The sequence below is a fragment of the Streptomyces sp. G7(2002) genome, from assembly GCF_028870195.1.
Taxonomy (GTDB): Bacteria; Actinomycetota; Actinomycetes; order Streptomycetales; family Streptomycetaceae; genus Streptomyces; species Streptomyces nigrescens.
On the sequence record NZ_CP102609.1, the window covers coordinates 4,739,162 to 4,764,005 of the forward strand.

Here is a 24,844-nt window from a genome sequence, read left to right on the forward strand (position 1 = left end):
CCCAGTCTGAACCCACTCCGGCGCACACTCCGGCACATCCTGCACATACCAACATGCGATAAGTTGAGTCTATTCCACTCAAGGTTGGTTTGGGGAGCCGCCCCGCCCCTTCCTCGCTCACTCGTGCGAGCGAATCGGGGGGGGAACGCACCGCCGCCGCCCGTGCCGCCCGCCGACACTGGCCTTCGACCACAAGGAGGTGCAGCATGACGGCTATGGCACACGCGCCTATGCCCACCGACGAAGAAACCCTCCTGGATTACTTCCTCGCCTTGGAGACGCCCCTGGGCTTCCGAGCCGAGCTGATCGAGGGGGAGATCGTTGTGACACCGCCCACGGACGGGACTCACGAGCACTGCTTCAGCGGGATCGTCTCGCAGATCATGCGACAGTCCGCGGTGGACATGGACGTCTCCGGCTACAAGGGTCTTGAGATGCCCCGCGGCGGCAGGTGCCCCAAGAATCATGTGATCCCCGATGCCACCATCGCCCCACGTGCGCTGCGTCTCTTCCGCGGCGCCCCTCCCTGGATGCCCAGCGACGGCGTAGCCATGGTCGTCGAGGTGACATCGAGCAATCCGGAGCGCGACCGGAAGGCCAAACGGCATTGCTACGCCCGCGCCGGCATCCCGCTCTACCTGCTCGTGGACCGCAGCAGGGCCGAGATCACGCTGTTCAGCGACCCTTCCGGGGACGACTACGCAGGGCACAGCACCGCCCCTGTCGGCAAACCCCTCCCCCTCCCCGCCCCCTTCTCCTTCGACCTGGAAACGGCCGACTTCCTCTGAATCCCGGGCCCCGAACTACTCTGGCCCCCATGGCCCATGACCTCAGCGCCCTCAGCCCGGAGTACCTCGCCTTCTGGGGCGAGTATCTGATGCCGACGCTCACCACCCTCCGTACGGACGGGACGCCCCATGTGGTTCCCGTGGGCGTCACCTACGACGCCGGACAGCGGATCGCGCGGATCATCACCCGCAAGGACAGCACCAAGGTCAAGAACGTCCTCGCCGCCGGGGCGGACGGCGCCACCGTCGCCGTGTGCCAGGTCGACAAGGGGCGCTGGGCGACGCTGGAGGGCCGGGCCCGGGTGCGTACGGATGCCGAGTCGGTGGCCGATGCGGTGCGCCGGTACGCCGAGCGGTACGGCAGGACGCCGACGCCCAACCCCGACCGCGTCATGATCGAGATCGCGGTGACCAAGGCGATGGGCCGGGCCTGAGCACCGGCCCGAGAGCCCGCTCCCCCTCCAGGCGCCCCCTCCGGCCCGCTGGCCGGAAACGGTCCCTCCGGATCCGCTCCGGGCCACCCACCTGGTACTCAAGAGCGACGGGAACCGAACAGCTCCGCGCAATCACGGACGACATCGGACCCGTCCCCTGCAAAAGACAGCAGCTGGAGGCCGTATGGCGTCGGCATTGTGCATCGTGACGACCGTTCCGCGCCGTCCGTCCCCCGCCCGGCCGCACCCGCGCGCCGAGCTCTGCCCGCGCTGTGGCGGCCAGCTCGCCGTCAATCAGGACGGCTGGAAGATCTGTCACGCCTGCGGCTATGCCTCGCCGCCCGGTACAGCCCCTCCTCCACGGGCCGCTCGCGGGGGTATCGTCGCCCCCACAGTCGCCACGCCCCGGAGGGCACGATGAACTCGGTCCGAGTCACGGCGATCGCCTGCCTGATGCCGCTGTCCGAGCTGGACGAGGATCCGTTCCTGGTCGATGACCGCAGCCAGCACGACATGTGCAAGCAGTGGGCGGCGGCCCGTGACTACCACCTGACCTGCCAGCTCAGCCTGCATCAGCTGCGCGCCGACCACAGCGCGCTGTGGCGTGATGTCGAAGAGGGCCTGGTCGATGTGTTCGTGGCGCCCAACCGCCGGGCGCTGGAGAACGCCATCGACGGCGCGGACGAGTTCACCGCGCGCTGCGCCGCGGCCGGCGTCCGCCTGGAGACCGCCGACCTCGACGAGCCGGTCTACACCCTGGCGATGAAGTCGCATGTACACCGGCGGCTGTCGATGCCGACGGCGGGCTACAACGGCTGCTGAGCGGGCCGCGGGCCGAGGGGCCGCCGCGCACACGCGAGAAGGGCCGGGGGGTCACCCCGGCCCTTCGTCACGTCGTACGGGCGTCCGCGCCGCGGCCGGTCACTCCGGCCGCTTGGGGCGCCAGACCACCAGCGCGCTGCCCTGCTGCACATCCTGATACGGCACCAGATCGCGCCGATAAGAGGCGTGCACCGCCGCCTCCCGCTGCTGCATCGCGCTGGCCGCGCCCTCCAGGGCGCCCTGCAGCTCGATGACCCGCTGCTGCAGGGCCGCGACCTGGTTCTCCAGCTCGATGATGCGCTTGATGCCGGCGAGGTTGATGCCCTCGTCCTGGGACAACTGCTGCACCGTACGGAGCAGTTCGATGTCCCGGGCCGAATAACGGCGGCCCCGCCCGGCCGTGCGGTCGGGCGAGACCAGCCCCAGCCGGTCGTACTGCCGAAGGGTCTGCGGATGCAGGCCGGAGAGCTGAGCCGCGACGGAGATGACGTACACCGGCGACTCATCGGTCAGTTCATAGGGGTTACGACGCTGCCCGCCCCGGCTGTCCATCTCAAGCTCCCTTCGCGGCCTGGAACAGCTCCGCCCGCGGGTCCGGGCCCGCGGTCGCCTCGCGATAGGACTCCAGCGACTCCTTCGCCTTGTCGCTGAGGTCACCGGGGACCAGCACCTCTATGGTGACCAGCAGATCACCGCGGGTGCCGTCCTTACGGGCCGCGCCCTTGCCCCGGGCCCGCATGGTGCGTCCGTTGGGGGTGCCGGCCGGCAGCTTCAGCGTCACCGGCGGACCGCCCAGCGTCGGCACCTTCACCTCACCGCCGAGCGCGGCCTCCGGGAAGGTGACCGGCACCGTGATGGTGAGGTTGTCGCCCTTGCGGCCGAAGACCGGGTGGGCGTCGACATGCACGACCACGTACAGATCGCCCGCCGGGCCGCCCTGCTCGCCCGGGGCGCCCTTGCCGCGCAGCCGGATCCGCTGCCCGTCGGAGACGCCCGCGGGGATACGGACCTGCATCGTGCGCGCACTGGTCGCCCGCCCGCTGCCCTTGCAGACCTCGCAGGCGTCCTGGGCGATCAGACCCCGGCCCTTGCAGTCGGCGCACGGGTCGGTGAGCGAGAAGCCGCCGCCCGCACCCCGGCTGACCTGGCCGGTGCCGACGCAGGTCGGGCAGACCCGCGGTGTGCCGTTCTTGTCGCCGGTGCCGGAACACGCCTTGCACGGCGCCTGGCTGGACATCCGCAGCGGGACCGTGGCCCCGTCGACCGCCTCGGTGAAGCTGAGCGTCACCTCGGACTCGATGTCCTGACCACGGCGCGCATGGGTACGGGTACCGGCGCCGCCGCGGTTGAACAGGCCGCCGAAGACGTCGCCCAGGCCGCCGCCGAAGCCGCCGCCCTGGCCGCCCTGGCCCTGGCCGCCGCCCCCGAAGAGGTCGCCCAGGTCGAAGTTGAAGCTGCCGCCTCCACCGGGGCCCGGACGGTAGCCGCCGTTGCCGAACAGCGTGCGCGCCTCGTCGTACTCCTTGCGGCGCTTGCTGTCGCCCAGGACGTCGTTCGCCTCGGAGATCTCCTTGAAGCGCTCCTCGGCCTTGGCGTCGCCCTTGTTGGCGTCCGGGTGGAACTCGCGGGCGAGCTTGCGGTACGCCTTCTTGATCTCCGCTTCGGTGGCGTCCTTCGGGACGCCGAGGACCTTGTAGTAGTCCTTCTCGACGAAGTCCTTGGTGCTCATCCCCGACGTCCCTCCTTCCGCGCGGTTTTCGTTTCTGTCCTCACGTCAGCCCTCTTCCGGGCCACCGCTCTCCTCGTCCGAAGCCTTGGCGTCCTCGTCGGAGGTGGACTTGGTGCTCTGGGCACCGGGCTGCGGCTCGGCGACGGCGACCCGCGCGGGGCGGATCGTTCGTTCACCGATGCGATACCCGGGCTGCAGGATCGCCACGCACGTCGTCTCGGTGACATCCGGTGCGTACGAGTGCATCAGCGCCTCGTGGATCGTCGGGTCGAAGGGCTCGCCCTCCTTGCCGAACTGCTGCAGACCCAGCTTGGCGACCACGGTCTCCAGCGATTCGGCCACCGACTTGAAGCCGCCGACCAGTTCGCCGTGCTCGCGGGCGCGGCCGACGTCGTCGAGGGTGGGAAGGAGCTCGGACAGGAGGTTCGCCGCGGCGATCTCCTTGACCGTGACCCGGTCCCGTTCCACCCGACGGCGGTAGTTCTGGTACTCCGCCTGGAGCCGCTGGAGGTCCGCAGTGCGCTCGTTGAGCGCCGTACGCACCTGGTCCAGCTGCGCCTGGAGCGCTACGTCCGTTACGTCCCCGGCCGGGGCCGAGCCCGCCTTGTCGGCGGACTCGGCCTGCGCCGCGTCTTCGGGAGCGGCGTCAGAGGGGACGTCGGGCTTCTCGTCGAAGCCCGGGGTCTCCTCCGTCACGCGGCACCGTCCTTCTTGGGCTTCTCGTCGTCGACGATCTCGGCGTCCACGACGTCGTCCTCGGCCTTGGCCTGCTCGGCGCCCTCGGCACCGGCAGCGCCCTCGGCACCGGCCGCGCCCTGGGCGTCGGCGTACATGGCCTGGCCGAGCTTCTGGGAGACGGCCGCGACCTTCTCGGTGGCGGTGCGGATCTCCGCGGTGTCCTCACCCTTGAGCTTCTCCTTCAGCTCGGTGAGGGCCTCCTCGACCTCGGTCTTGACCTCGCCGGGGACCTTCTCCTCGTTGTCCTTGAGGAACTTCTCGGTCTGGTAGACGAGCTGCTCGGCCTGGTTGCGGGTCTCGGCGGCCTCGCGGCGCTTGGTGTCCTCGTCCGCGTACTGCTCGGCCTCCTGGCGCATCCGGTCGACCTCGTCCTTCGGCAGCGAGGAGCCGCCGGTGACGGTCATCTTCTGCTCCTTGCCCGTGCCCAGGTCCTTCGCGGTCACGTGCATGATGCCGTTGGCGTCGATGTCGAAGGAGACCTCGATCTGCGGGACCCCGCGCGGGGCCGGCGGCAGACCGGTCAGCTCGAACATCCCGAGCTTCTTGTTGTACGCCGCGATCTCGCGCTCGCCCTGGTAGACCTGGATCTGCACGGACGGCTGGTTGTCCTCGGCCGTCGTGAAGATCTCGGAGCGCTTGGTCGGGATCGTGGTGTTGCGCTCGATCAGCTTGGTCATGATGCCGCCCTTGGTCTCGATACCGAGGGACAGCGGGGTGACGTCCAGCAGGAGGACGTCCTTGACCTCACCCTTGAGCACGCCGGCCTGGAGGGTGGCGCCGATGGCGACGACCTCGTCCGGGTTGACGCCCTTGTTGGCGTCCTTGCCGCCGGTCAGCTCCTTGACGAGCTCGGCGACGGCGGGCATACGGGTGGAGCCGCCGACCAGGACCACGTGGTCGATCTCGGACAGGTTGATACCCGCGTCCTTGATCACGTTGTGGAACGGGGTCTTGCAGCGGTCCAGGAGGTCCGAGGTGAGCTGCTGGAACTGCGAGCGCGTGAGCTTCTCGTCCAGGTGCAGCGGGCCCTCGGCGGAGGCGGTGATGTAGGGAAGGTTGATCGTCGTCTCGGTGGAGGACGACAGCTCGATCTTCGCCTTCTCAGCGGCCTCACGCAGGCGCTGCAGGGCCATCTTGTCCTTGGCCAGGTCGACGCCGTGGCCGTTCTGGAACTGCTTGACCAGGTAGTCGACGACGCGCTGGTCCCAGTCGTCACCACCGAGGTGGTTGTCACCGTTGGTGGCCTTCACCTCGACGACGCCGTCACCGATCTCCAGCAGCGAGACGTCGAAGGTGCCGCCACCGAGGTCGAAAACCAGAATGGTCTGGTCGTCCTTCTCCAGGCCGTAGGCCAGGGCGGCCGCGGTGGGCTCGTTGACGATCCGCAGGACGTTGAGGCCCGCGATCTCACCGGCCTCCTTGGTGGCCTGGCGCTCGGAGTCGTTGAAGTAGGCCGGAACGGTGATGACCGCGTCGACGACCTTCTCGCCCAGGTACGCCTCGGCATCGCGCTTGAGCTTCTGCAGGATGAAGGCGCTCATCTGCTGCGGGTTGAAGCCCTTGCCGTCGATGTCGATCTTCCAGTCGGTGCCCATGTGGCGCTTGACCGACCGGATGGTCCTGTCGACGTTGGTGACCGCCTGACGCTTGGCGACCTCGCCGACCAGCACCTCGCCGTTCTTGGCGAAGGCGACAACGGACGGCGTGGTCCTGGCGCCCTCGGCGTTGGTGATGACGGTGGGCTCACCGCCTTCGAGAACACTGACGACGGAGTTCGTCGTGCCCAGGTCGATGCCGACCGCACGTGCCATTTCAATTCCTCCAGCTGACTTGAGTGGAACAGGCTCAAGAGTGCAGTACCGAAGAAAACCTGTCAACAGACCTGAGTCAGGGGCGCTCAACTTTTATGTCGCCCTTACCGTCACCAGGCCTCCACCGGAGGACGCCGGGGCCTCACACAGGGTTGCCTTCGCGACGCAGATCACCGGCCGGGCGGCTTCATGGGGCGGAGGAGAATGGGTAACCTCAGCGGCAGACCCAAAAAGTTACCGCTTAGTAGTTCCCACCGTTTTCCGCTCTCGCAGGTACGAGGAGCCTCCCATGCAACTCGCCGCGATCATCGTGTCGCTGGTGCTCATCGCGGTCGCCGTGGCGCTGTTCGGCCGCGCCCTCCTGCAGATCTACCGCCAGATGCGACTGGGCCAGCCGGTGCCCGCAGGCACCCGGACCGACGCTCCCGCCCAGCGGACCGTCACCGTGGCCAAGGAGTTCGTCGGCCACACTCGCATGAACCGCTGGGGCGTCGTCGGCGTGGCGCACTGGTTCGTGGCGGTGGGCTTCCTCACCCTGCTGCTGACGATCGTCAACGCCATCGGCCAGCTCTTCCAGGCCGACTGGCTGATCCCGGTCATCGGCGGCTGGCTGCCGTGGGAGATGTTCGTCGAGGCGATGGGCACGCTGACGACCGTGGGCATCATCGTCCTGATCGTCATCCGCCAGCTGAACCGCCCCGGCGGCGCGGGCCGCAAGTCCCGCTTCGCGGGCTCCAACACCGGCCAGGCGTACTTCGTCGAGACCGTCATCCTCATCGTCGGCATCTGCATCGTGACGCTGCACGCCCTGGAGGGCGCCCAGCACGGCGTCGACCACTACGAGCCGGCGTTCTTCATCTCGTACCCCCTGGTCGCGTTCTTCAAGGGGATGAGCCTCGGCACCCTGCAGAACCTCACCTACTTCTTCGCCGCCCTCAAGATCGCGACGTCCTTCATCTGGATGATCACGGTCTCGCTCAAGACCGACATGGGTGTGGCCTGGCACCGCTTCCTGGCCTTCCCCAACATCTGGTTCAAGCGCGAGGCGGACGGCGGTGTCGCCCTCGGTGCCCTGCAGCCGATGACCAGCGCGGGCAAGCCGATCGACTTCGAGGACCCGGGCGAGGACGACCAGTTCGGTGTCTCCCAGGTCGAGCACTTCTCCTGGAAGGGCCTGCTCGACTTCTCCACCTGCACCGAGTGCGGCCGCTGCCAGTCGCAGTGCCCCGCCTGGAACACCGGTAAGCCGCTGTCGCCGAAGCTGCTGATCATGGCGCTGCGCGACCACGCCCACGCCAAGGCGCCGTATCTGCTCGCGGGCGGCGGCAAGGACATGGAGGGCAACGAGCAGGCGACCGCCGAGCAGCTCGCCGACGTCCCCGCGTCCGCGCTGGCCGAGGCCGAGCGCCCGCTGATCGGCACCCTGGAAGAGAACGGCGTCATCGACCCGGACGTCCTGTGGTCCTGCACCACCTGCGGCGCCTGTGTCGAGCAGTGCCCGGTCGACATCGAGCACATCGACCACATCGTCGACATGCGCCGCTACCAGGTCATGATCGAGTCCTCGTTCCCGTCCGAGGCGGGCACGATGCTCAAGAACCTGGAGAAGAAGGGCAACCCCTGGGGCCTGGCCAAGAAGCAGCGCCTGGCCTGGACCAAGGAGGTCGACTTCGAGGTTCCGGTCGTCGGCCAGGACGTCGAGGACCTCACCGAGGTCGAGTACCTCTACTGGGTCGGCTGCGCCGGCGCCCTGGAGGACCGCGCCAAGAAGACCACCAAGGCCTTCGCGGAGCTGCTGCACATCGCGGGCGTGAAGTTCGCGATCATGGGCGGCGACGAGAAGTGCACCGGTGACTCGCCGCGCCGTCTGGGCAACGAGTTCCTCTTCCAGCAGCTCGGCGCCGAGAACGTCGCCACGCTGAACGCCGCCTTCGGTGAGGACGACGAGGACGAGTCGACCAAGAAGCCGAAGTCGTCGAAGAAGATCGTCGCGACCTGCCCGCACTGCTTCAACACGATCGCGAACGAGTACCCCCAGCTGGGCGGCGAGTACGAGGTCATCCACCACACCCAGCTGCTCCAGCACCTGGTGGACGAGGGCAAGCTCACCCCCGTCACCCCGGTCGAGGGTCTGATCACCTACCACGACCCCTGCTACCTGGGCCGACACAACAAGGTCTACACCCCGCCGCGCGAGATCATCGCCAAGGTGCCGGGCCTGCGGAACGAGGAGATGCACCGCCACAAGGAGCGCGGCTTCTGCTGTGGCGCCGGCGGTGCCCGGATGTGGATGGAAGAGCGCATCGGCAAGCGCATCAACAACGAGCGGGTCGACGAGGCGCTGTCGCTGAACCCCGACATCGTGTCGACGGCCTGCCCCTTCTGCCTCGTGATGCTGACCGACTCGGTCAACGGCAAGAAGAACGACGGCAAGGCGAAGGAATCCATCCAGGTCGTCGACGTGGCCCAGCTGCTGCTGGACTCCGTCAAGACCCCCGTCGACCCGGCGGGCGACGAGGAGCCGGAGGACGCGCCGGAGCCCGAGCCGGTGAAGTAACCGCACGGGCAGGAACGTTGGCCGGCGGCCGGTCCCTCACAGGGGGCCGGCCGCCGGCCTTTCCGGACGGCCGGTGCGGCCATTGCGGGGCGGCGGGCCACCGGGGAGCATCGGGGGGCTGCGGCCGGCGACACGACAACAGGCTTACAGGTGGGGTGGATACGGCATGGGAAGACGGATCGCCGCGACGGCAGGGCTCGGGCTGGCCCTTGTGCTCAGCTCCTGCGGTCTGCTCTCCCCCGCAGGCGACGCACGTCCCTCCTCGCCCCACCGCGCCTCCTCGCTGCCGCGGGCGCGCCCCGTCCCCGCCGGCCACGGCAGCCGGACCGCCCACGACTTCAACGGCGACGGCCACCCCGACCTCGTCCTCGACAGCCTGCTCGCACCGTCCGGCGGCCATGACGACGACCCGGGCATCGGCATCGTCTACGGCTCCGCGCACGGGCTCGTCCCCGCCACCCGGGAGTTGCTCACCCCGGCCCGCCACGCCGCCCCCACCGCGGGGACCGCCCCCGCGTCCTTCGACGCCGAGACCGTCTGCGATCTCGACCGGGACGGCTTCAGCGACCTGGTCGTCACCACCGACCCGCCCTACGACGGCATCGGCCGCCCGCCCGTCCCCGTACAGCTCCTCTTCGGCTCACCGCACGGCCTCGGTCCCGCCCGTGCCGTGAAACTCCGCATCCCGGACCGGGCGAGATTCGGCAACGAATGGCCCGACCAGCCGGTCTGCGGCGACTTCGACGGCGACGGCGCACCCGACCTGGCCGTCACCGCCTCCGGCCCCCGGATCAGCTATCTGCGGGGCCCGTTCACCCACACCGGCGCCCCGAAGGCGGCCGGAGCGCCGGTCGACATCCCCGGCACCGCCCTCGCGACCACCACCCCCCTGTCGTCGTCCGACATCGACGGCGACGGCACCGACGACCTCCTCGTACGGGCCGCCGACCCCGGCCGCCGCGCCCGCAGCCGGCTCGCCCTCGGCGGCCCCCGGGGCCCGCTCCGCGCCGGCCCGGCCGCCTACCCGCCCGGCTACGCCACGGTCTTCGGCCGCTTCGCCGGGGCCGGACGGGGGGTGACCTCCGTCACCGCCGACACCGGTGGTCTGCTCTCCGTCGGCGGCCGCCCCGGCGGAATCCGTACCGGCGCGGGCCGGATCCCGACCCTCGCCGCCGGTGATGTGGACCACGACGGCAACCCTGATCTCGTCGTGGCCGGCAGCCGCCCCGCCCTGCTGAGCGGCACCGCGAACGGGCTCTCCACGACCGCCCGCCGCCTGCCCGTGCCCCGTCTTCCCGGCTCCGGACGCCCGCACTCCACCGTTCTCGCCCTCGCCGACTTCGACGGTGACCACCGCGCCGACCTCGTCCTCCTCACGCAGCGCGACCGCACCCACGACAGGGTGACGGTGCTGCCCGGCGGTCCGTCAGGACTCGCCGCGCGGCCCGCACACTCCTTCACCACGGCGGATTTCACGGCTCCCTGACGGTGCGCCAGCCGAGTTGTGGCCGGTGGCTAATACACTTGTCCCGGCGCGGGACGCATCCGAGCATGACGCCATGAACACAGACACGGGCAGGGCCACGGCCGACGATCCGAGCACCCTGGTACGCCCCGCACCCCGCCAGACGCCGCCCGCCCCGCCCGTCACGGTCCGGCTCGCCCTCCCCACCGACGCCCCCGCGATCGCCGCCGTCCACCAGGCGTCACGGCAGGCCACCATGCCCTACCTGCCGCCCCAGCGCCGTACCCACGCAGAGGTCACCCGCTGGATACGGGAGATCGTGCTGCCGCAGTGTCACACCCTCGTCGCCGTCCGTGGCACGGCGCTCCTCGGCTATGCGTCCCTGCAGGGCGAGCTGCTCGAACAGCTCTACCTCCGCCCGGAGGTCCGGCGCACCGGCATCGGCTCCCTCCTCCTCGCCGAGGCGCGACGGCTCCGCCCCGACGGCCTGTACCTGCATGTCTTCCAACTCAACACCGATGCAAGGGCGTTCTACGCCCACCACGGTTTCCGGGTCGTGGAGGTCAACGACGGCAGCGCCAACATGGAGAACCTGCCGGATCTCACCCTCCGCTGGACACCGACCCCCGGCCCCCGGCCCCCTCGGGGAACCCCCTAGGGGATGTCACAGGTCAGCAGCAAACCGGGGCCCGAACCCCCTGCTCCGCCTCGCAATCCACGCGGACCAGGTACTTTCGAGTACGTGGCTGGATTCAGGATGGGTCGCGGACGGGATGCCCGCCCCGCGCAGAACGGACAGCAGGGGCAGCAGGGGCAGCAGGCTCCGTACGGGCAGCAAGGGCCGTACGGGCAGCAGCCCCCCTCGCCGCCTGGGCAATGGCAGCCGGCACCGCAGCAGTACGGCGGCGGACCGCAGGGGCAGCCGCAGCCGCACGGGCAGTACGGCGAGCCCGAGTACTTCGGCGACGGTGCCTATGAGCCCCAGCAGCAGTCCTACGCACCGTATGCGAACGACAACAACCCTGGTCACACCCAGCAGTTCAGCGTCGGCGACGCCCCGGACGCCTACGGCGCGCCGGCCGGCCAGTACGACGGCGGCTCCGACCAGTACGGGGCGGGCGACACCTACCGCGCCGGCCAGACCAGCGCGCCCCCGGCCGGCCCCCGGCTGCAGTGGAAGCAGCTGCTGTCCGGCATCGTGCTGCGCCCCGACGCCACGTTCTGGCAGATGCGCGACCACCAGGTGTGGGCCCCGGCGCTGATCGTCACCTTCGTCTACGGCGTGCTCGCGGTCTTCGGCTTCGACAAGGCCCGCGAGGATGTGCTGAACGCCACCCTCTCCAACATCATCCCGTGGGTGCTGATCACCGCGGTGATGTTCATCGTCGGCAGCCTGATCCTGGGCGCGGTCACCCACACCATGGCCCGCCAGCTCGGCGGTGACGGTGCCTGGCAGCCGACCATCGGCCTGGCCATGCTGATCATGACGATCTCGGACGCGCCCCGGCTGCTGTTCGCGATGTTCCTCGGCGGCGACAGCACCCTGGTCCAGGTCCTGGGCTGGCTGACCTGGCTCGCCACCGGCTATCTGCTCACCTCCATGGTCAGCAAGTCGCACGACCTGCCGTGGCCCAAGGCGCTCGGCGCCGCCGCGATCCAGCTGGTCGCGCTGCTCGCCCTGGTGAAGCTCGGCACCCTGTAGGGGCCACACCGGCCACGGCAAGGGGCCCGCCCCGGAGCACTCGGCTCCGGAGCGGGCCCCTTGTGTAGGACAGGCTCGCTCCCTACGGGCCTCAGGCGAACCGCTGCCCGGCCGACCCGTCGCACGCCTGCAGCCGCAGCGGTTCCTTCGCCCCGGCCAGCGTCAGGCACAGCGAGGGCGCGGCGGCCGGCCGGAGCGTGCCGCCGTCGGCCCGTACGAACTGTTGGTTGGCCGCGCCCGAGCAGTTCCACAGCACCAGCCCGGCCCCGGCCGCGTACCGCGCGCCCGGCACGTCCAGGCACCGGTCCTGGGTCAGCTCCACATGCAGCGACCGCTGCCCCTCGTCGTACCACCAGCCCTGGTTGCGCTGCCCGTGGCAGTCCCAGCCGCCGACCGCCGTGCCATTACGGCTGGCGCCCCCGGCCGCATCGACACAGCTCCCCGTCGCGGCGTTCTTCAGCGGCCGGTAGGCGTCGTCCCAGGCGCCCGGGTACAGCTTCGGCTGCCCGGTGCTCGCCGGATCGGCGCAGGACGCCTCGCGCAGCCCCGACGCGTAGAGCTGGGTCAGACACGAGGCGAACGCGCCGTGCCCGCGGGCGTTGGGATGGAAGGACTGCCGCACCGAATTCGAGTTCGGCGGGAAGGGGTTGGAGAGGTTCACATACAGCCCGCGGGCCCAGGTCTCCTCCATGCACACCTCGTGCCCGTGGAACAGCCGCGAGGCGTCCAGATAGGTCGCGCCGGAGTCCCGCGCGGCCTTCCGCACCCCCTTCTCGAAGGCCGGCACGGCGGCATTGCGCCCCCAGCCCGCGTCGGAGGTGTAGCCCGTGCAGCCGCCCGGCAGCTTCCCCGGATACCGCGGGTTGTCCTCGACGTCCGGCCCGATCGGGCTCGGATACGACATCACCACGAGCCGGTAGTCGCCGTCCGCGTAGCCGGCGTCCCGCATCACGGTCCGCAGATCGCCGACCGTCTTCCCGACCTTCGGCACCAGCCCGTCGACCCGTGCCTGCCAGCCCGGCTGGTACTTCGGCTCGCAGGTGCCCTGCAGCAGGAACCAGCGGGTGACACAGTCCGTCATCACCGGCCCGAACTGCAGATCGTCATTGGCGCCGGCCACCAGGAGCACCATCTTCAGCCGGGTGTTACGGGCCGCGATGGCGAGGCTGTCGCTCTGCACCAGCTCGTCGGCGTACTGCTTGCTGCCGCCGATCACGATGTTGCCGGTTCCCGCGCCCGAGCAGGCGGCGTTGTACGTCACCTCCGCCGCGATCCCGGTCCGGTGGATCGCCGAGTCCGGCGACCGGTGACACCAGTTGTCCGGACCGTCCGTCCCCGGCTCGTACGTCCCGACGCCCTCCCCCGAGATCTCGCTGTCCCCCAGCGAGATCAACGAGGTCTTGCGCTCCCCTAGGGGCCGCTGGGCCGGGTCCCCGTAGAGCCGGTCCGCCTCCCGGGCCCGGATCTTCTCCAGCTCGGGCGCCAGCGGCTTGGCGGCCGTGGCGCCGGCGGCCGCCGTGCCGCCCGTGGCCCCGGGGGCGGCGCTCGCCCCGCCCGCCGCCACGGTGCACACCATGGTCAGGGCCGCCGTCGAGGTCGCCACGGCGGTCCTCAGCCGCCGCCCGCGCCCCGTCCGCGACCCGTATCCCGTACTCCGCCCACGTAACGCCCACCGCCCGCGTCTCGCACGCACTATGGGGCCTCCCTTCCCGTCTGCCGTCACCGCGGGTTGTACTCGGAGGTAGCCCACAGCGGAACACCAGGAACGGGATTGGCCGAAAGCGGCACAACGAAAAGCCGGCCGACCGCCAACTCCCTTACCGGGAGCGGCAGTCGGCCGGCCCTGTCACCTCAGGCGTCGAGAATCTGCCCCTCGCGCCGCACGACCGGCGGCTCGACGCTCCACGGGAAGTTGATCCACTCGTCCGTGCGCTTCCACACGTACTCGCACTTCACCAGCGAGTGCGACTTCTCATAGATCACCGCGCTGCGGACCTCGGCCACCGTCCCCTGGCAGAAGTCGTGCACGAGCTTCAGCGTCTTACCGGTGTCGGCGACGTCATCGGCGATCAGCACCTTCTTGTCCGAGAAGTCGATCACGTTCGGCACCGGCGCCAGCATGACCGGCATCTCCAGGGTGGTCCCCACCCCGGTGTAGAACTCCACATTCACCAGGTGGATGTTCTTGCAGTCCAGCGCGTACGCCAGACCCCCTGCGACAAAGACGCCGCCGCGGGCGATCGACAGCACGACATCGGGCTCGTACCCGTCATCGGCGATCGTCTGCGCCAGCTCACGGATCGCCCCGCCGAACCGCTCGTACGTCAGGTTCTCCCGCACGTCACTCACGTATCTCTCTCAGACCTTCTGTGTCCACACCCTCTGCCACGCGCCCGCCCTGTAGAGCGCGCCCCCCACACCGACGCGGCCGTGTCATACCTGCGTGCGGTGGAAGTTCTTGAACGAACGGGACGGCGTCGGACCGCGCTGCCCCTGGTAACGGGAGCCGTACTTCTCACTGCCATACGGGTGCTCCGTCGGCGAGGTCAGCCGGAACATGCACAGCTGCCCGATCTTCATGCCCGGCCACAGCTTGATCGGCAGCGTGGCGACATTGCTCAGCTCCAGCGTCACATGCCCGCTGAACCCCGGGTCGATGAACCCGGCGGTCGAATGCGTCAGCAGCCCCAGCCGCCCCAGCGAGCTCTTTCCCTCGAGCCGGGACGCGAGGTCGTCGGGCAGCGTGATGACCTCGTACGTCGAGGCGAGCACGAACTCGCCCGGGTGCAGGATGAACGCCTCATCGCCCTCGGGCACGACCTCACGGGTCAGGTCGGACTGCTCGACGGCGGGGTCGATGTGCGGGTAGCGGTGGTTCTCGAACACCCGGAAATAGCGGTCGAGCCGCACGTCGATGCTGGACGGCTGCACCATCGACTCTTCGTAGGGGTCGATACGCACCCGACCAGCATCGATCTCGGCCCGGATGTCCTTGTCTGAGAGAAGCACGCAGACGAGGATACGCGCCCGTCCGGCCCCCCTCGCACGACGAGGGCCCGGCCCCCCACCGGGGAAGCCGGGCCTCGTCCACTCCTCGTCCTGCTGCCGGCCACTGCCTCTCTCACGAGGCACGGCCGCCGCTCTCAGCGAAGTGCCGCGACTTCCTTGATCGCCGCCACACTTCTCTTGTCTTGATCGCTTCTGCTTCTCGTGACCGCTACCGCTTGGCGTGCTCGACGGGCACCGAGTGCCGCAGCCGAGCACAGCGCGGGCAGCGCAACAGCCGTCCGGGACCGAGCCGGTCGGTGGTCTGCATCGGGAACGAAGCGGTGCTGAACACGTGGCCCTCGGCACAACGTACGACGGTGCGCTCCATCAAGTCCCTCTCCCAACTGCGTGGACAACAAAAGCCACATTAGGGGATGAACTGGGCGCCATCACACGCGGCACTCCGACGCCCAACCGTACGCCCCAACTCCCGCACCCCGCACCCACATCCCACCCCGAACCACACCCCGCCGAGACCACGGCCCACACCCCGCCCCACACCCCCACTCACGGCATCCGGGCATGCCAAATGCACCGCGGGGCGGCGATGGGGTAGAGTGTGCGACGATGTTCCGCTCTCGATCCGAGACGGGATCACGCGGGTGTAGTTTAATGGTAGAACATGAGCTTCCCAAGCTCAGAGCGCGGGTTCGATTCCCGTCACCCGCTCCACATGAAAGCCCCAGGTCAGTGGCCTGGGGCTTGTTTGTTGTCTAGACCTCTCCTGGGTGGGCGTGCCCTCCGCGTGCCCCAACTCCCCTCTACGGGTTGCACGGAGAGGGGCCGCACGACGCCGCTGAAGCCACGCGTCGAGCAGCGTCTCGAATCCCGAGACGGAATTCCTGTGACCTGCGCCACTAACGCGTCAAGTGGGTGTGAACTCACGTCTGCAAAGAGGGCGGTTTCCGGGCTTTAGGTAGCGCCATCAGTAGCTGACTGGCCTACTGGAGTTCAGGTCTACGAGGGGGAACGTATGGAGTCGAGCGGAACGGAACTGGCCGAGGCGTTAAGGGCCGTTCGGGAGGGCCTTGCAGCAGCACAACGCGATGGCGAGGGGTCATCTCTCCGCTTCAAAGTCAGTGATGTCACGCTCGAGCTCAGCATCGAGTTGCGCCACTCGGCGTCTGCGAGCGGCGGGGTCAAGGCTTTCGTCGTCTCTGCTGACACACGTGGTGAACGGACAAAGGCGGAGACACAAAAGCTGACCGTGAATCTGCAGGTGGATCGGCCAGACGAGAACCTCATCGGGGATGAGGGACGCGGCTTCGATCCCCTGCCTGGCGAAGTGCCGCTGGGCTGAGGGCCCGAGTGAGCGCACACCTCCGCCAGCGGGCCGTAGAAGTCAGCAATCCCCGTGACAAGACATTCGGTTCAGGAACCATCATCGCGCCTGGCCTCGTGCTCACCGCAGCCCATGTCGCATGCCGCCAGGGTCCAGATGGTCAGCCTGTGCTGGTCCGTGCCCTCGACGGAGGACCGGCAGTCAACGCGCAGGTGACTTGGCATGACCAGGGCCTCGACAGCGCCATCCTGCAAACCGATCGGCAACAACTCGGCGTGGACGTACCGATCGTGAGGTGGGGTGAACTCACCTGCGAGCATCCAGCCGAACGGCCTGTCTGCACAGCAATCGGTTTCCCCAGGGCAATGCGGCGACGTTTCCTCCGCAGGTCACCGGAGGTCGTGGTCAGCGATCCCAAGGTCGTCAACGGGTACATCTACCCGACGACGGCGGCCCGGTCCCAGCGTTACGCACTCGAAGTGAGTGACGCACGTCCATCCGAGCCCACCCTGTGGCAGGGGATGTCCGGTGCCGGCATCTTCTGTGAGGGACTTTTGGTAGGTCTGGCAACGCAGGCACCCGAGAATTGGGACGCATCACTCCTCCTGGCAACTCCCATCTCGTGGCTCCTCGCAGCCGAAGGCTTCGCCAAATCGGTCAGCGCTGCCACTGGACTGCCAGCCCAGCTTCAGCCTGCCGATCTACAAGCACTTCTCGACGACACCCCTGACCCACGACTCTCTGCTTCCTACCTGCTCTCGGCCCAGGCCCAGGTCGTGCCCATGTCAGGGTTTGAAGAGCAGTCCGAACGCTTGGCGCAGTGGTGTCACAGCGGACGCCGGATCGACGTTGCCGCGGTCACCGGCACCGGTGGCGTCGGCAAGACTCGGCTCGCCAGCGAATTGCTACGCCATCTGGGCGAGCCCCAGGCCGGCATCGACTCACCACGGCCCTGGGCAGGTGGGTTTCTCTCCGAAACGCCGCTGCGGACGGCGCAATACGAGGCCCTCACCACAGCGAACCGACCGTTGCTTTTGATCGTCGATTACGCCGAAACGCGCCTCGATCAAGTCGATGAGCTGCTGAACATCGTGAGTGGCAGCGGCGGCACCGCTCAGCCCATTCGGATCCTGCTGCTGGCCCGCGATCAAGGTAGCTGGTGGCAGCCGTTTCGCCGTTCACACCGGGGCACTGCGTCGATGGGGGCGGGTCTCGGTGTAGAGGTGAACGACTGCATCGACGCTGCCGCCCCTGGATCGGCATACGAAGCCGCAAGGCATGCCTTCGCGGAGCGCATCCGTATCTTGAAGGGGGCAGGGATTGAGGACGACTGGGATTCTGCAGCAGCCACACCGGCAACGCCAAGGCGCATTGCGCCGCCCGAAGGACACTCCAGCGTCCTGACCTTGCACATGACAGCCCTTGCGGATCTACTCGCCGAGATCAATCCAGCATTCGCCGCGTACGGGCACCCAACCGACGTGCTCTTGGCCCACGAGGAGCGCTACTGGCAGCGGATTGCTCGTGCTCGCGGCCTGGACGGGACCTTCCAGCGTCAGCCTGGTCTCCTGCGCACCATGGTCGCGACGCAGAGTCTGGCCGGTGCCGGCGATCGAGCACAAGCACGAGCAGCCATCGCCGCGGGTCTGGAGGCCCACCACCATGGACTTCCCATAGGCGCCGGTCCAGATGCCCATCTCGTCGACGCCGTTGAGGACATGCTCGCTGTGCTCTATCCGTCCGGCAGCGGCGCGCGGTGGGGGTCCATCGGCCCGGATCTGCTCGCCGGAGAGGTCATCAGCGAGGTCGAGGAGGCAAGCGACCACCAATTCATCGCCAGCCTCCTCCAGCATCCGTCGCTGGCGCAGGAACAACGGCAGCAAGGGCTCACAGTTATCTCCCGAGCAGCCGACGCTCAGCCCGAACTCGCAGTGAGTGCTGCAAAGGCCGTCGCAGAGGCTCCTGATGTACTCCTCTCGCTGGCAACTCACGAAGTCGCCGATCAACTCGGCAAGAGTTCTGCGCTGCAATGGATCACCGAGGTCAAGACAGCCGTGGAGGACCGGGCGCAGCAAGCTGCCACAGACCCAGCTCTCTCCAAGTGGGCGATCAGCATGACCCAGCACGCATTGAACAGGCTTCGCACCAGATCAGCTGCTGCAGCTGAGCCAGTACCTCCCGCCGGAACCCCGGACTCGGCAGACGTCCACGCCGAAGCCCAGCAGGTTCTCTCTCTGCTGCAAGATGCTCGGTCCCGCACAATCCAGCACGGCCTGGCGTCCAGGGACGACTCGTCTGGTTCGTCCGAGCACATCGCCGACATGATCGCGCAGCTCAGTTGGATTAACGGCGCTCGTGTCGACGCAACCGTTGTAGAGGACACCTTCGGCGGCAAAGTGGAATGTCTTGCTGACAAGCCGGTGGTCATCGGCATCGCCAACGCCTGCCACTCGATTGCTGGCATCCCCTTCGACGACGGGCACACACGCGCACTCAGCGAAGCAGTAGACCGCGTGGTCGCCCTTGCGAGGAGCGTCCGAGCATCAGAATCGAGACCCAGCCCCTCTCCTCCTGCTGGCCGGGTCGGCCAGGGTGGCAGCTACATGTCGCTCGATGATTTCCTCCGTTTGCAGGGCGATCGCTACCGCAGCGGGCCGGAAAACCCGGAGGAGTAGCCGATCTGCCTCCCAGGGGGACGACGTGCTGTCGTCCCCCTGGGAAGTTCATGCTTCTTTCGCAACCTGCCGCTGAGACGCCGCCTTATCGCGCGCAGCTCGCACCCTCGCGTCGATGCCCCCGGCAACCTCCTGCTGCCGCTCGTCCGGAGAGTGCTGATAGATCAGCGCGGCCTTCTCCGAAGACTGGCCAGCACGGACCATCGTGTCCTTGAGCGTGGCACCGGACTGGGTGGACAGCGTGTGCCCGGTGTGGCGGAGGTCGTAGAAGCGGAAGTCCTCCGGCAGGCCGGCCTTGGCGCGGGCCCGGCGCCATTTGCGACCGAAGGTGGAGCGTCGGAAGGGTGCTCCCTTCTCGCCTACGAACAACAGGCCGTTGAGGTCCTTCTCGGCGAACCAGTCGAGGTGCCGCTTCACCTCGATGTAGAGGAAGGCGGGCAGATAGATGGTGCGCACGCCCGCATCCGACTTGGTGTCGCCCTCGACGCGTCGACCGGTGGTCAGCTCTGGTGCCGCCTCGCTGACCTTCACGGCGAGGGGTTCCAACGTGACGCTGGGCCGTCGCAGCGCCGCCTGCTCCTCCGGCCGCATCGGCCCGTATGCCCCGAGGTAGACCATCAGACGCCACCGCGGTCCCATGGCGTCCGCGACCGCGTCGACCTGCTCGACGGTGGCCGTCGGCCGCTCCTTGGCCCTCTCGCTGCCCGCCCCCTTGATCCGGCAAGGGTTGCGGCGGATCAGCTCGTCGTCTGCCGCCGTCTCCATGATGGCCTTGAGGAGCCGGTAGGACTTGGCGACCGTCGTCGCGCCCGTGGCCTGGAGCCGCTCGGCACGCCAGGTGCGCACACCGGGCGGCGTGATCTCGTCCAGGTCCAGGGCCCCGAAGACGGGCAGGATGTGCAGCCGCAGGAGCCTGCGGTACAGCTCCTCCGTCGTCGCCGAAAGGCCGCGCTCGTCGACCCATTTCAGCGCGTACGCCTCGAAGTTCACGGCGCCGGCATCGGGGTCGATCCAGTGGTTGCGCTCGATGTCGGCCTGGGTGAGGGTCAGCCAGGTCTGCGCATCGGTCTTCGTGGCGAAGGTCTCCGGAGCAGTGCGGCGGCTGCCGTCCGGTGCCCAGTATCGCGCCTGCCACCGACCGGAGGGGAGCTGACGGACGGTGCCGAACTCACGCCGCCGCTGCGGCTTGCGGCCCGCCATCAGGCCGCCTTCCGGTAGGAGGACCGCGCCTCGCGGAGGGACGGAACGGTCCTCTCCGCGACGTAGGCGCTCAGTGCCGCATCGGGGATGCGGACATGCCGACCGACCTTGACGTACTGGATGCGGCGCTCCTGGATGAGGCGCCGGATGAAGCGGACGCCGGTCCGGAGACGCTCGGCGGCCTCATCAACGGTCAGGAGGGCACCGGCATCGGGTGTGATCACCTCCTTCCCAGCACGAAGGGAGCGGGCGGAGGCGTGGGGTATCGCCGGTTGGCGCAAGGGGTGAGTCCTCGTCTGGCAGGTACGGTGCGGCAACACCGAACTGCCGGGTCGTTCTGGAGGGATGGGCGGTGAGATCTCCCAGCCACTGAGGGCTTGCGGGCTCAGGGCAGGAGGCGAACAGGGACCGATCCTGGACGGCTCAGTCGCGCTGCTCATCGTCGGGGTATTCGCCAGGCGACGGGGCGTCGTAGGGCCCTATCGCGAAGTTGGCGATGGCTTCCTCGGCCATGGCGTTGGAGACCATGACGTCGGCTTCCTCGCGGATGTCGGGGTGTTCGGCGAGGTAGGCGTCCAGGGCATCACGGGCCCGCGTGAGGCTGACGCCGGCCCGCTGGGTCTCCCGGAAGGCGCGGACGACGTCGTCGATCAGCTCCATGGCCCGTGCCTTCGCAGCGAGCTGCGGTGGACCGACGAGATTTTGCAGGGAGACGCCGAGCACCTCGGCGAACCCGATCGCCTCGTCGAGGTTGATCCGGCGCTTGCCGTTCTCGATCCGCCACACGGCGGAGGGGTTCATCTCGTACCCGGCTTCAACCAGGCGATCCGACAGGGCGTTGGTGCTCCACCCACGCGTCTCGCGTTCGATCTTGAGCCGCAGGGCGACGTTCTCCTCGCCGCGGAGCAGGACCCCCTCGTCCAACTCATCCTCTGCCACCGCACACCTCCTTTCTGCCGTGTCTGCGCTGCGGACTGCATCGCCCCTTAAGCGTAACATGGATTCTGCAATACGCAGAGGGCTTCTGCAATTCGCATTCATGTGGCATGCTGGTACCCCCACCACCCCCACATGACCGCCGGAGACCGCTCGGATCCACGAAAAAAGCCCCCGGTGCTTGCCGGCACCGAGGGCTCAAGCGCAAACCTCACCAACCGCCCATCCCTGAACGATCTGCCTGCATGGCCGGGGTTGCCGCCCCGATGGCCCGCAGTTGAGGAGCTCTGTGCCCCACAGTACGACCCCGCCGCCGCACCTGTCACCCGCCACGGGAGCGGCACCCCCTTCGGCGATCGACGCCTCCATGCAGCCGCCGCACGACATCGACGCCGAACTGGCCGTGCTCGGCGCCTGCATGCACAGCCGGGAGGCCATCGAAGAGGTGCGGCCCGTGCTCGGCGACGGCGCCTTCTACCGGCCCGCCCACGAAACGATCTGGCGCGTCCTGCTCGCCCTGCACAGCGAGGACAACCCGACCGACCCGATCGCCGTGAACGACCGCCTCAGCGAGCAGGGTGACCTCCAGCGCGTCGGCGGCCCGGACTACGCCCACCGGCTCGCAGGAGCCTCCCCCGGCATCAGCGGCGCCGCGTACCACGCGTCAATCGTGCGCAAAAAGGCAGACCTGCGCCATCAGCTCGCCTCCGGGCTGCGCATCGTCCAGCGCGCCCAGGAGCCGGGCGCCGATCCCGATGCGATACGCAGCGAGATCGAGGCGGACGTTCGCGCCGAGCGCGAGCGTGCGCTCGCCTCCGGCCAAGGACGCCTGTCCCGCCACCTCGTAAACGGCTATCGGTTCGTCACCGAGACCGGTGCGGAGACGGAGCCGTTGTGGGGAACCCCCGAGAAGACCGCATGGGCTTCTGGGGAGAGCCTGATGATCGTCGGACCGCCAGGCGTCGGCAAGACCACCCTGGCGCACCAGGTGATCCTGGCCCGCCTCGGCCTCCAGGGCACCGTCCTGGACATGCCGGTCGCCCCCAGCAAACGGGTGCTGTACCTGGCGATGGACCGCCCCAAGCAGATCGCCCGCGCCTTGGCCCGTCGCATTGACCCCATCGCCGACGAAGCGATCCTGCGGGACCGGCTCGCCGTCTGGCAGGGCCCGCTGCCCGCCACTCTCGACAAGGAGCCCGACCTCCTCGCCGACCTCGCAGCCGCGCACCAGGCCGACACCATCGTGATCGACAGCCTGAAGGACTCGGTCAGCACCCTGGTCGACGACGCCCTCGCGGTCGCCTTCCACAACGCCCGCAGCCGCGCTCTGCGCAACGGCGTCGAAATCATGGAGCTGCACCACCAGCGCAAGGCGGCAGCCGATGCTCCACGAGGGCAACGGCCCAGCCTCGACCGGGTGTACGGCTCCACCTGGCTCACCTCAGGTGCCGGCAGCGTCTTGTTCATTGCCGGGGAGGCGGGAGACCCGGCCGTGACCGTCCACCACCTCAAGACGGTCACCGGCGAGATCGGCCCGCTCCAGGTCATCCACGACCACGTACGCGGCACCACGACCGTCGACCCCGCTCTCGACCCCTCCGGGCTCCTCCAGGCCCACCCCGGTGGCCTGACCACCCGCGACCTGGCCACCATCCTCAGCGGCGAGCCAACTCCCAGCCGTGGCGCCGTCGAGAAGGCCCGACGCGATCTGGAGCGGCTGGTCAAAACCGGACAGGCCACCAAGGCCGAAGGCGTCGCCGGAGGCAGCGGAGGCGGGCAGCAGGCCCGCTACTACACCGCGGTCCGCCACATCAACGCCGTCTCCTGACGCCACCGCACCGGCGCTTGGACCGTTCACGCGACCGTACACGCGCCCCCTGCGCGAACGTGCCCTCACGAGGCCCACGCACCGCTCACGCTCGCGACAAAACCCCAGGTCAGGCGATCACGCGACCGTACACGCCGTACACGCGACAGAGCGTTCACGCGCGAGCCCCCCCTTTAGAGGGGGCTCGCGTGTACGCCCCCCTCGTGAACGCCGTGAACGCCCTACCACTCCAGCCCGCACCACCCCTGGAGCACCACCCACATGCCTTCCACTCCGGCCCCCCTGCCGGGTACCGCCACCATCCGCCTCGGCATCGCTCTGCTCGGCGCAATCGGCTTCGCCCTCTCCTACGACGCACTGCGTCAAATGGCCCTCGCCATCCACATCCGCGGGCCACTCACCTACGCCTTCCCTCTTGTGATCGACGGGTTCATCGCCATCGGCATCTGCGCCCTGATCATCCTGCGCACCGCCCCACTGCGCTCCCGCCTGTACGTGTGGGCACTGGTCGGCACCGCCACCGTCACCAGCATCTGGGCGAACGCCCTGCACGCCATTCACCTCAACCACCGCACCCAGCTCCACCTCGACGACGTCACCGTCGGCGCGCTCTCCGCCATCGCCCCGCTCGCCCTCGCCGGAGCCGTCCACCTCTACCTCGTCATACGCCGCCACCTCGCCACCCACCGCCCACAGGAGGGCTCAGCCACACACCGCCACACGGCCCTCGTCGGCCAACCCGGCCGTGCCGACACCCCCCTTCAATACGCCCACTCCGATGGCAAGTTCGGCCATCGGGCGGTCGCATCGGAAGGCCCGGCCGATGAGGTGGCGGAAGACAGCACCGATCATGTGGCGGAAGACGCCGCCCTTGTGGCGGAGGCCCCGGAGTCGCGCGCCACGTCTAAGGGCCGACAGCCCAGCGCCACGATGGACGAACTTCTCGACATCGGCCGCACCGCGCCCCTGGGACGCAATGGCCGCGTCTCGCGCCGCCACGTCGAAGCGGCCATCCGAGCCAAGGGCCTGCCCATCGGCAAGGACCGACTCAACGAGATCAAGGACGCCCTGCAAGCCGATCTCGATCGTGCGCCCGCTCGCGCCGCCTGACTGCCCACGTCGGCGCTCGGACTGAGCGCCGGGCCCGCCCTCCTCGCTCGTCGTCCTTCACCCAGGCATGGAGACGAGCCGCCGTCAGACCGCCAACACCCCGGAGAACCACCCATGCGCGACCAGCACCACGAAGCCCGTACCTACCAGGAGGAGAGCCCCACCACCGTCACAGACGCAGCAAGTTGTCGGGTAAGGAGTCCTTACCCGGCCTCCGCCCCAGAGGGGGCGGAGGCAACCGGCGCCGAGGGGGCGCCGGAGTCGGCCGGCCCAGGGGAGCCGACCGAAGGAGGGGCCAGTCAGTCCTCACCGAGCGCACCGCAGACACCTGCCCCTCATCGTCGTCTGCGAGAGCCGCAGCCGCGTGAGAAGCGTGTGTATCCCCGCTACAGCGACAACGAGTTCGGCCTCGTCCAGAAGGCCGCTGAACTGAGTCACATGGCGCTTGGCGGCTACGTGGCTGAAAGCTCGCTCGCCGCTGCCCGCTCCGATGCCCCCACCGCTGCGGTCGCCGACTATCGCGCCGCGGTCAAGACGCTGATGGATGCCAACCGCCAGCTCGCCATGGTCGGCAACAACCTCAACCAGCTCACCCGGCACCTCAACGAGGACGGCGCCTGGCCCCACCACGACACCGTCCAACGGCTCCTGGACCGGGTCGAGACATCGATCGCTGAAGTGGACGACGCCATCGTTCACGTGACCACGGGTCGGTGAGC

23 protein-coding genes and 1 tRNA gene are annotated in these 24,844 nt (G+C 68.8%); 13 read left to right on the plus strand and 11 right to left on the minus strand.

Going from position 1 to position 24,844, the window contains the following annotated elements; translation table 11 throughout:
- Window positions 1-206: 206 nt before the first annotated feature.
- The 3 genes from NUT86_RS19860 to NUT86_RS19870 all read left to right on the plus strand — a co-directional run bounded on the left by NUT86_RS19860 (window position 207) and on the right by NUT86_RS19870 (window position 2,044).
- Window positions 207-788 (plus strand): Uma2 family endonuclease, encoded by a 582-nt coding sequence (locus tag NUT86_RS19860; protein ID WP_018092402.1) that lies wholly within the window; start codon window positions 207-209, stop codon window positions 786-788.
- Between the two features lie 29 nt (window positions 789-817).
- Entirely contained in the window at window positions 818-1,222 is a 405-nt protein-coding gene (locus tag NUT86_RS19865; protein ID WP_018092401.1) for a pyridoxamine 5'-phosphate oxidase family protein, read from the plus strand.
- Between the two features lie 417 nt (window positions 1,223-1,639).
- Window positions 1,640-2,044: a hypothetical protein gene (locus NUT86_RS19870; RefSeq protein WP_018092400.1), complete on the plus strand. Its 405-nt coding sequence runs from the start codon at window positions 1,640-1,642 to the stop codon at window positions 2,042-2,044.
- Window positions 2,045-2,143: 99 nt separating this feature from the next.
- Here NUT86_RS19870 and NUT86_RS19875 read toward each other — a convergent pair whose 3' ends face one another.
- From NUT86_RS19875 to dnaK, 4 genes are read right to left on the minus strand one after another with little or no spacing between them, the layout of a single operon-like run.
- Window positions 2,144-2,596: a heat shock protein transcriptional repressor HspR gene (locus NUT86_RS19875; RefSeq protein WP_018092399.1), complete on the minus strand. Its 453-nt coding sequence runs from the start codon at window positions 2,594-2,596 to the stop codon at window positions 2,144-2,146.
- 1 nt (window position 2,597) lies between these two features.
- Entirely contained in the window at window positions 2,598-3,773 is a 1,176-nt protein-coding gene (gene dnaJ / locus NUT86_RS19880) for a molecular chaperone DnaJ (RefSeq protein WP_018092398.1), read from the minus strand.
- 45 nt (window positions 3,774-3,818) lie between these two features.
- Window positions 3,819-4,469, minus strand: coding sequence for a nucleotide exchange factor GrpE (gene grpE, locus NUT86_RS19885; protein WP_018092397.1), 651 nt, complete (start codon window positions 4,467-4,469; stop codon window positions 3,819-3,821).
- Complete coding sequence (gene dnaK / locus NUT86_RS19890) at window positions 4,466-6,322, minus strand: molecular chaperone DnaK (protein WP_018092396.1); 1,857 nt, start codon at window positions 6,320-6,322, stop codon at window positions 4,466-4,468. The genes grpE and dnaK overlap by 4 nt, the downstream gene beginning before the upstream one ends.
- 289 nt (window positions 6,323-6,611) lie before the next feature.
- On the opposite strand from dnaK, the gene NUT86_RS19895 reads away from it, so the two are divergent.
- From NUT86_RS19895 to NUT86_RS19910, 4 genes are all read left to right on the plus strand, one after another.
- Window positions 6,612-8,879 carry a (Fe-S)-binding protein gene (locus NUT86_RS19895; protein WP_018092395.1) on the plus strand — a complete coding sequence of 756 codons (2,268 nt, stop codon included), beginning with the start codon at window positions 6,612-6,614 and terminating at the stop codon, window positions 8,877-8,879.
- Between the two features lie 166 nt (window positions 8,880-9,045).
- Window positions 9,046-10,365 (plus strand): FG-GAP repeat domain-containing protein, encoded by a 1,320-nt coding sequence (locus tag NUT86_RS19900; protein ID WP_274736780.1) that lies wholly within the window; start codon window positions 9,046-9,048, stop codon window positions 10,363-10,365.
- A 73-nt stretch (window positions 10,366-10,438) separates the two neighbouring features.
- Entirely contained in the window at window positions 10,439-11,002 is a 564-nt protein-coding gene (locus tag NUT86_RS19905; RefSeq protein ID WP_274736781.1) for a GNAT family N-acetyltransferase, read from the plus strand.
- A 99-nt stretch (window positions 11,003-11,101) separates the two neighbouring features.
- The gene (locus tag NUT86_RS19910; RefSeq protein WP_018092392.1) at window positions 11,102-12,046 is read left to right on the plus strand and encodes a Yip1 family protein; all 945 of its coding nucleotides are present in this window, start codon (window positions 11,102-11,104) and stop codon (window positions 12,044-12,046) included.
- A 91-nt stretch (window positions 12,047-12,137) separates the two neighbouring features.
- Here NUT86_RS19910 and NUT86_RS19915 read toward each other — a convergent pair whose 3' ends face one another.
- The 4 genes from NUT86_RS19915 to NUT86_RS19930 all read right to left on the minus strand — a co-directional run bounded on the left by NUT86_RS19915 (window position 12,138) and on the right by NUT86_RS19930 (window position 15,386).
- A complete protein-coding gene (locus tag NUT86_RS19915; RefSeq protein WP_446750827.1) occupies window positions 12,138-13,622 on the minus strand; it encodes a ricin-type beta-trefoil lectin domain protein in 1,485 nt (494 codons plus the stop codon).
- Between the two features lie 275 nt (window positions 13,623-13,897).
- Window positions 13,898-14,395, minus strand: coding sequence for a phosphoribosyltransferase (locus NUT86_RS19920; protein ID WP_026170114.1), 498 nt, complete (start codon window positions 14,393-14,395; stop codon window positions 13,898-13,900).
- 84 nt (window positions 14,396-14,479) lie between these two features.
- Window positions 14,480-15,055, minus strand: coding sequence for a dCTP deaminase (gene dcd / locus NUT86_RS19925; RefSeq protein WP_026170113.1), 576 nt, complete (start codon window positions 15,053-15,055; stop codon window positions 14,480-14,482).
- Window positions 15,056-15,263: 208 nt separating this feature from the next.
- A complete protein-coding gene (locus NUT86_RS19930) occupies window positions 15,264-15,386 on the minus strand; it encodes a hypothetical protein (protein ID WP_267908576.1) in 123 nt (40 codons plus the stop codon).
- Between the two features lie 306 nt (window positions 15,387-15,692).
- Between NUT86_RS19930 and NUT86_RS19935 the strand changes: the two genes are divergently transcribed.
- The 3 genes from NUT86_RS19935 (at window position 15,693) to NUT86_RS19945 (ending at window position 19,051) form a co-directional block, all read left to right on the plus strand.
- Window positions 15,693-15,766, plus strand: a tRNA-Gly gene (locus tag NUT86_RS19935).
- 301 nt (window positions 15,767-16,067) lie between these two features.
- Window positions 16,068-16,394, plus strand: coding sequence for a trypco2 family protein (locus tag NUT86_RS19940; protein WP_109890824.1), 327 nt, complete (start codon window positions 16,068-16,070; stop codon window positions 16,392-16,394).
- Window positions 16,395-16,402: 8 nt separating this feature from the next.
- The gene (locus NUT86_RS19945; RefSeq protein WP_159487585.1) at window positions 16,403-19,051 is read left to right on the plus strand and encodes a S1 family peptidase; all 2,649 of its coding nucleotides are present in this window, start codon (window positions 16,403-16,405) and stop codon (window positions 19,049-19,051) included.
- 48 nt (window positions 19,052-19,099) lie between these two features.
- Here the strand turns inward: NUT86_RS19945 and NUT86_RS19950 are convergent, their stop codons facing one another.
- From NUT86_RS19950 to NUT86_RS19960, 3 genes are all read right to left on the minus strand, one after another.
- Window positions 19,100-20,251: a tyrosine-type recombinase/integrase gene (locus tag NUT86_RS19950; protein ID WP_109890828.1), complete on the minus strand. Its 1,152-nt coding sequence runs from the start codon at window positions 20,249-20,251 to the stop codon at window positions 19,100-19,102.
- Window positions 20,251-20,475, minus strand: a complete 225-nt coding sequence (locus NUT86_RS19955) for an excisionase family DNA-binding protein (protein ID WP_229838140.1) — start codon at window positions 20,473-20,475, stop codon at window positions 20,251-20,253. The genes NUT86_RS19950 and NUT86_RS19955 overlap by 1 nt, the downstream gene beginning before the upstream one ends.
- A 199-nt stretch (window positions 20,476-20,674) precedes the next feature.
- Complete coding sequence (locus NUT86_RS19960; protein WP_229838139.1) at window positions 20,675-21,190, minus strand: helix-turn-helix domain-containing protein; 516 nt, start codon at window positions 21,188-21,190, stop codon at window positions 20,675-20,677.
- Window positions 21,191-21,554: 364 nt separating this feature from the next.
- Here NUT86_RS19960 and NUT86_RS19965 point away from each other — a divergent pair, with 364 nt between their 5' ends.
- The 3 genes from NUT86_RS19965 to mobC all read left to right on the plus strand — a co-directional run bounded on the left by NUT86_RS19965 (window position 21,555) and on the right by mobC (window position 24,842).
- The gene (locus NUT86_RS19965; protein WP_159489270.1) at window positions 21,555-23,015 is read left to right on the plus strand and encodes a DnaB-like helicase N-terminal domain-containing protein; all 1,461 of its coding nucleotides are present in this window, start codon (window positions 21,555-21,557) and stop codon (window positions 23,013-23,015) included.
- 261 nt (window positions 23,016-23,276) lie between these two features.
- A complete protein-coding gene (locus NUT86_RS19970; RefSeq protein WP_167540546.1) occupies window positions 23,277-24,125 on the plus strand; it encodes a DUF2637 domain-containing protein in 849 nt (282 codons plus the stop codon).
- A 375-nt stretch (window positions 24,126-24,500) separates the two neighbouring features.
- A complete protein-coding gene (gene mobC, locus NUT86_RS19975) occupies window positions 24,501-24,842 on the plus strand; it encodes a plasmid mobilization relaxosome protein MobC (RefSeq protein ID WP_174876371.1) in 342 nt (113 codons plus the stop codon).
- Window positions 24,843-24,844: the final 2 nt, after the last annotated feature.